This window comes from uncultured Megasphaera sp. (assembly GCF_958350005.1).
Lineage (GTDB): Bacteria > Bacillota > Negativicutes > Veillonellales > Megasphaeraceae > Megasphaera.
In genome coordinates this window covers 1-7,447 of the sequence record NZ_CATWFF010000100.1, presented here as the reverse complement: position 1 = coordinate 7,447, position 7,447 = coordinate 1, and the positions used below count along the sequence as shown (strand labels likewise).

The following is a 7,447-nucleotide window of genomic DNA, read 5'->3' as shown; positions in this document are numbered from 1 at the left end:
TGTATATGTAGGGGGGGGTATAAATATAACATAAAATCTGCATGTTTACCAATACGTAAAAAAAGTATTGCTATCATATATAATGCATACATCAGGACAGCACAGGCATATGCTGTCCTTTTTGCGTACGAATTTTTATGTAATGACAGATTGTGTCGGCGTAAGAGTGTAGAATAGCGTAAAAGAAAAGGAGGATTTTCCATGAAAACTACACACGATGATACCTATACAGGGCAGGGAAACCTCCTGCAGCATGCTAAATATAAAAAACGTCTGGCAGAAGAAAAGTTTGCCAGTGAATGGCAGAGCAGTATGGAAAGTGCTGCTCATAATGACCGGATTAACCGATTCCATGGCAAAGGAGGCAATGGCCATGCAGCAGAACAAGCAAATGATCTGCTCGATACACTAAGCGGGAAACATGCCCAGATTGTTGGTGATAACAATGCCAAAGATGGGGCAGACCGCCTCGTAGACGGTATGAAAATCCAGTCGAAATATTATAAGTCAGCAAGTGGATCCATTAATGCAGCCTTTCAAAATAATGGCAAGGGTACCTATCGCTATATAGACAGCAATGGCAATCCTATGCAGGTAGAAGTGCCGAGTGACCAATATGAAGAAGCTGTCAGGCAGATGGAAAAGAAAATTGCAGAAGGCCAGGTGCCAGGTGTGACCGATCCTAAAGACGCCAGGAAAATTGTCCGCAAAGGCCGCGTTACCTACCAGACAGCCTGCAATATTGCCAAAGCCGGTACCATTGATTCGCTGCTTTTTGATGCTGCTCATGGCACGGTCATTGCTGCCAATGCTTTTGGCATATCAGCAGTCATTGTCTTTGCTAAGGCTCAGTGGGATGGGAAAGATGTATCAGAATCCATTGATGCCGCTGTATGTGCAGGCCTCCAGGCCGGCGGTATCGCTTTTGCTACGTCTGTCCTTTCAGCTCAGCTGACGCGGACGGCCCTGAATAATGCCATGATGGCTCCGTCCATTGCCATTGTGAAGGCTCTGCCCAGCAGTGTTCGTCAGACCCTGGTCAATGCCTTGCGCAATGGGCCAAGCATCTATGGCAATGCAGCCACGAAAAATCTGGCTAAACTGATGCGCAGCAATATCATTGCCCAGGCAGTCGTACTGACCGTACTGTCTGCCGGCGACATTACCAATTTTTTCCGCGGCCGTATATCAGGCAGACAATTGTTTAAAGAAGTGACGACTTTGGCCAGCGGGCTAGGCGGAGCTGCTATTGGCGGAGCTGTAGGCGGACTGCTGGGACCTGTAGGAAGTATTGCCGGAGCTATGATTGGCGGCGCGTTGTCGAGCACGCAGATGCACAAACTGATGGATCACTTCATCGAAGACGACGCCGTGGCCTTAGTAGACATTATCCGCAAGCGTCTTATCGTCCTGGCACAACAGTATTTGCTGACAGAAGAAGAACTGGAATTAGTTGTAGATGCTTTAAAAGAAGCATTAGTACAGGAAAAGCTGCTGGAAATGTACGCCAGCAACGACCGGGAAGCCTTTGCAGACGCTATGCTGAAAGCAGGCATTGAAGAGACCATACGCTGGCGGGCTACTATACGGATGCCATCAACAGAATTAATGATACAGGGCATGGGCCGCGTATTATCTGATGGTTGGCATGATATTGGCGAACAGCCTAAAGTTGATGCTGTCACCGTAGGCAAACGGCTTCTTGGACGGAATGTACCTAAAAAGGCGGCAAAGAGAGCCTGGTATGTGACGAAACAAATGAACAGTATTTCCTCAGCTCAGGAACAGAGCCTGCTGGAAATGAAGCAAAGCGAAGAACAATACGCCCGGCAATGCCAGGAACAGCAGAAACGATTACAGTACTATAAAGACGAATGTATGAAACACATATAAGGAGAGAACTACGATGCCAAACGAATTAAACCTCATTCAAACCGATGCCTTTACGACCCAGGAAAAAACGGAATTAGGCCAGCAAATTGACCGAATGATAGAAGCTCATAAAAATAACCGGCAAGACATTAACCGCCTGGTCTTTGAAAGTATTGCCACGATGACTGAAGCAGATGATGCACAGCGCCAGCTGGATCAAAAAGGAACGGTCAAAAAGTTTCTTGGCCGACTTACAGGCAGCAACGAAAAATTACAGAGCACCATCAATACCAATCGGGCAGCCGCTCAGTATGCGGCACAGCAGACTCTGCAGAAATTAGCCGAACAGAACCTTATGACCTTTGACCTCATTTCTGCGGTCAATAATAAATTGAACGCCTCCATGTATGCTGTAGGGGAAGAATTTACCAAACTCTATGCGGGACTGGGAAAATTCCTGAAACACAATCGCAGTGAAATGGTACGAATGGAAACAAGACTGGCTAAAGTAGAGAAAAACGTACAGCTTCTTACGTGGCAAAATTCTATTGAGTACCTGGAATTTGATGGCGAAGAATATGCCAACATGGATGATACGAAGAAAATCGTATGCCTGGTACGGGATTTTTATGACATTACCAAAGGAAACTGGTCTACGTCAGACTTACTTCTGCTGAAAACGGCCATGTCTACCATTGATATAGAACCAAAATCACAGGTCAATTATTTTGCTGTGCTGAAACAGATTGCCTGCAATGATACATTAAAAAATAAGCTGTTAGGAAATGAGATGTTGCAACAGATTCAGCCATCGCCGGAAGATTTAATGTCTCTGAGTGTGGTAAAAAAGCTAGATTCTCTCCAGCATGAAGAGGCTCATGTCGTGGATACCATGGCTGGCTATTTGGAACAGCAGGGCGTTACGGCAGACAAACAGAAGATATGCAGCGACATGACGAAAAACTATATGAAAAAAGAAGCCAATGTCAATATCGATATGGACGCCGACAGCTATGATATGATGTTGGATTTACTCTATAACCTGAAACAGGCTGATAGAAATGATCATATGGTATTATCTCAGAATAACAAAATCCAATTAGGCGAAGAACAGAAACAGGAAGATCAAGGTATGGATAAATATGAATGCTGCATTTGCGGTTATATTTATGATGAAGCAGAAGGCGATGCTGATGATGGCATAATAGCAGGTACGAAGTTTACTGATCTTCCCGATGATTGGGTATGTCCAACTTGTGGTGCCGATAAAAACGCTTTCCAAGTAGGTGAAGAACAGAAACAGGGAGATCAAGGCATGGATAAATATGAATGCTGCATTTGCGGTTACATTTATGACGAAGCAGAAGGCGATCCCGATAACGGCGTAGCAGCAGGCACGAAGTTTGCTGATCTTCCCGATAGCTGGGTATGTCCGACTTGCGGTACCGATAAAGACGATTTTGATAAAATATAGCAATACGGTCTGCCGAGGACTCGTATCGAATGGGGGATTATGGCCAAGGGGTGAAACAGAACTATGAAGAAGCCGTGAAATGGTATCGTAAAGCAGCAGAAAGAGGGGATGCCCGGGCAGCTCAGGTCTTTGTTATTATTACGGTCATGGCATAGGACAAAGTTATGAAGTAGCTATGAAGCGGTATTGCAATGAAGCAAAGCGAAGAACAATACGCCGGCAATGCCAGGAACAGCAGAAACGATTACAGTACTATAAAGACGAATTTATGAAACACATATAAGGAGAGAACGACGATGCCAAACGAATTGAACCTCATCCAGACAGATGCGTTTACAACGCAGGAAAAGACGGAATTAGGCCAGCAAATTGATCGAATGATAGCTGCTCATAAAAATAACTGACAAGACATTAACCGTCTGGTTTTTGAAAGCATTGCTACTATGACCGAAGCAGACGATGCGCAGCGCCAGCTGGATCAGAAAGGAACCCTTAAAAAGTTTCTTGGCCGGTTTACAGGTAGCAACGAAAAATTACAGAGCACTATCAATACCAATCGGGCAGCCGCTCAGTATGCTGCACAGCAGACCCTGCAAAAACTGGCTGAACAGAATCTCATGACCTTCGACCTCATTTCTGCGGTCAATAATAAATTGAACGCCTCCATGTATGCTGTAGGTGAAGAATTTACTAAACTCTATGCGGGTCTGGGAAAATTCCTGAAGCACAACCGCAGTGAAATGGTGCGCATGGAAACAAGATTGGCTAAAGTAGAACAGAATGTGAAGCTCCTGACCTGGCAAAATTCTATTGAATATCTGGAATTTAACGGTGAAGAATATGCCGACATGGATGATACGAAAAAGATCGTCTGCCTGGTACGGGATTTTTATGACATTACCAAAGGGAACTGGTCTACATCCGACTTACTTTTACTGAAAACGGCCATGTCTACCATTGATATACAGCCCAAATCACAGGTCAATTATTTTGCTGTATTAAAGCAGATTGCCTATGATGATACATTGAAGAATAAGCTGTTGGGGAATGGCACCTTGCAATCACAGCCATCGCCGGAAGATTTGATGTCCCTGAGCGTAGTGAAAAAGCTAGATTCTCTGCAGCATGAAGATGCTCATGTCGTAGATACGATGGCAGACCTTTTGGAACAGCAGGGAGTTACGGCAGATAAACAGAAAATCTGCAGCAACATGACAAAAAACTATCTGCAACAAGAAGCCGATGTCAATATCGATATGGATGTCGACAGCTATGATATGATGCTGGATTTACTGTATAACCTGAAACAGGCTGATGCAGGTAAACTGCTGAAATTGCCGCAAGACAACTGTATACAAACTGATAAACGGGATGCCTCAGATCACACAGTGGAAGAACAAGAGGATGCCGAGGTCCAGAAGCAAATGGGAGATTGCTATTATTATGGTAATGGTGTAGAGCAGAACTATAAAGAAGCTGTGAAATGGTATCGTAAAGCAGCAGAACAAGGGGATGCCCGGGCACAGAATAACTTAGGACTTTGTTATTATTACGGCCATGGTATAGCAAAAAGTTATGAAGATGCTATGAAATGGTATTGTAAAGCACTAGAACAAGGGAGTTCTAAAGCACGGCATAACTTAGAGGTTTGCTATTATTATGGTCATGGCATAGGACAAAGTTATGAAGTCGCTATGAAGCGGTTTTACAATGAAGCAAAGTGAAGACTGTATGCTCAACAATACCAGGAACAGCAGAAACGATTACAGTACTATAAAGACGAATGTATGAAACACATATAAGGAGAGAACTACGATGCCAAACGAATTAAACCTCATTCAAACCGATGCCTTTACGACCCAGGAAAAAACAGAATTAGGCCAGCAAATTGACCGAATGATAGAAGCCCATAAAAATAACCGACAAGACATTAACCGCCTGGTTTTTGAAAGCATTGCCATTATGACCGAAGCAGACGATGCGCAGCGCCAGCTGGATCAGAAAGGAACGGTCAAAAAGTTTCTGGGCCGGTTTACAGGCAGCAACGAAAAATTACAGAGCACAATTAATAAAAATCGGTCTGCCGCTCAGTATGCTGCGCAGCAGACTCTGCAGAAATTAGCCGAACAGAACCTTATGACCTTTGACCTCATTTCTGCGGTCAATAATAAATTGAACGCCTCCATGTATGCTGTAGGGGAAGAATTTACCAAACTCTATGCGGGACTGGGAAAATTCCTGAAACACAATCGCAGTGAAATGGTACGAATGGAAACAAGACTGGCTAAAGTAGAGAAAAACGTACAGCTTCTTACGTGGCAAAATTCTATTGAGTACCTGGAATTTGATGGCGAAGAATATGCCGATATGGACGATACGAAAAAGATCGTTTGCCTGGTACGGGATTTTTATGACATTACCAAAGGGAACTGGTCTACGTCCGACTTACTTTTACTGAAAACGGCCATGTCTACCATTGATATACAGCCCAAATCACAGGTCAATTATTTTGCTGTATTAAAGCAGATTGCCTATGATGATACATTGAAGAATAAGCTGTTGGGGAATGGCACCTTGCAATCACAGCCATCGCCGGAAGATTTGATGTCCCTGAGCGTAGTGAAAAAGCTAGATTCTCTGCAGCATGAAGATGCTCATGTCGTAGATACGATGGCAGACCTTTTGGAACAGCAGGGAGTTACGGCAGATAAACAGAAAATCTGCAGCAACATGACAAAAAACTATCTGCAACAAGAAGCCGATGTCAATATCGATATGGATGTCGACAGCTATGATATGATGCTGGACTTACTGTATAACCTGAAACAGGCAGACACTACGCTGTGTCTAGATCGGGATAGCTGTTTTAATGCAGTGGAACATGAGGATGCCGAAGAAGAGGATGACTGGGATGATTATGGTAATAGTGTAGAAGAAAATGAAGAAGATGATGTAAGGCGGTATCGTAAGGCCGCAGAGCAGGGAGATCCCTCAGCGCAATATGAATTAGGCAAGCTCTATGCTAATGGCGATGGCTCAAGATTCCCTAATGCAGAAGCAGTGAAATGGTATCGAGAATCGGCAGAGCAAGGAAATCCTTCGGCGCAGTATGCTTTAGGAACATGTTATGATAATGGCTATTTTAATGGCGATGAATTCGAGTATAGCAAGGAAGAAGCAGTAAAATGGTATCGAAAAGCGGCAGAGCAGGGAAATCCTTTTGCACAGTATGCTTTAAGTCAGTGTGAGGACGATGACGAAGAAGCTGCGGAATGGTGTAGAAAAGCAGCAGAGCTGGGATTGGCAGATGCGCAGAGTGATTTAGGCCAGCGTTATCTTTATGGCTTAGGTGTGGAGCCAAGCGATAAGGAAGGGGTGAAATGGTATCGAAAAGCGGCAGAACAAGGGGATGATGATGCACAGTGGTATTTAGGAAATTTTTATATGGATGGCACTGGCGTGGCACAAAATAGTAAGGAAGGGGTGAAATGGTATCGAAAAGCAGCAGAACAGGGAAATTCTTTGGCACAATATGATTTAGGAGAATGTTATGGTCATGGATATGGAGTAGAGCAGAGCAATGAAGAAGCAGTGAAATGGTATCGAAAAGCCGCGGAGCAGAGGAATTTGGATGCAGAGATTAAATTGGGTGATTGCTATTATAATGGCTGGGGTATAGAACAGAACCATGAAGAAGCAGTGAAATGGTATCGAAAAGTCGCGGAGCAGGGGAGTTTATTTTATGATGATGCAACGGATGATGCAAAGACTAAATTGGGTGATTGTTATTGTTACGGCATAGGTGTAGAACAAAATTATAAAGAAGCGATGAAATGGTATCGAGAAGCTGCAGAGAATGGATATCGTTTGGCGCTGTCTGGGTTAGGAGATTTATATTACAATGGCTGGGGTGTAGAACAGAACTATGAAGAAGCGGAGAAATGGTATCGAAAGGCAGCCGATCAGGAATGAAATGTGATTGGGACGACTTATTTTTAATAAGATAGTATCTATTTATTGCCCTGAATCCCCAATGTCTGTTACAATAAGACCGAATACAATGAATATTAAGGTGGGTGGATAGAGGGGGAATCAGTTTTT

5 protein-coding genes and 1 pseudogene are annotated in these 7,447 nt (G+C 43.8%); all 6 read left to right on the top strand.

The genetic code is table 11. The features are described 5' to 3' along the window. Positions 1-201 precede the first annotated feature (201 nt). Entirely contained in the window at positions 202-1,893 is a 1,692-nt protein-coding gene (locus Q3886_RS06910) for a hypothetical protein (protein ID WP_301860536.1), read from the top strand. Positions 1,894-3,004: 1,111 nt separating this feature from the next. Next, positions 3,005-3,163: pseudogene (locus Q3886_RS06905) on the top strand (rubredoxin); the annotation flags it as partial. A gap of 24 nt (positions 3,164-3,187) precedes the next feature. Then, on the top strand, positions 3,188-3,346 hold the full coding sequence (locus Q3886_RS06900; protein ID WP_301860537.1) for a rubredoxin: 159 nt from the start codon (positions 3,188-3,190) through the stop codon (positions 3,344-3,346). Between the two features lie 29 nt (positions 3,347-3,375). After that, positions 3,376-3,501 (top strand): SEL1-like repeat protein, encoded by a 126-nt coding sequence (locus Q3886_RS06895; RefSeq protein WP_301860535.1) that lies wholly within the window; start codon positions 3,376-3,378, stop codon positions 3,499-3,501. A gap of 288 nt (positions 3,502-3,789) precedes the next feature. Beyond that, complete coding sequence (locus tag Q3886_RS06890; protein ID WP_301860534.1) at positions 3,790-5,070, top strand: tetratricopeptide repeat protein; 1,281 nt, start codon at positions 3,790-3,792, stop codon at positions 5,068-5,070. Between the two features lie 91 nt (positions 5,071-5,161). Next, positions 5,162-7,318 carry a hypothetical protein gene (locus Q3886_RS06885; RefSeq protein WP_301860533.1) on the top strand — a complete coding sequence of 719 codons (2,157 nt, stop codon included), beginning with the start codon at positions 5,162-5,164 and terminating at the stop codon, positions 7,316-7,318. The last annotated feature ends 129 nt before the right edge of the window (positions 7,319-7,447 follow it).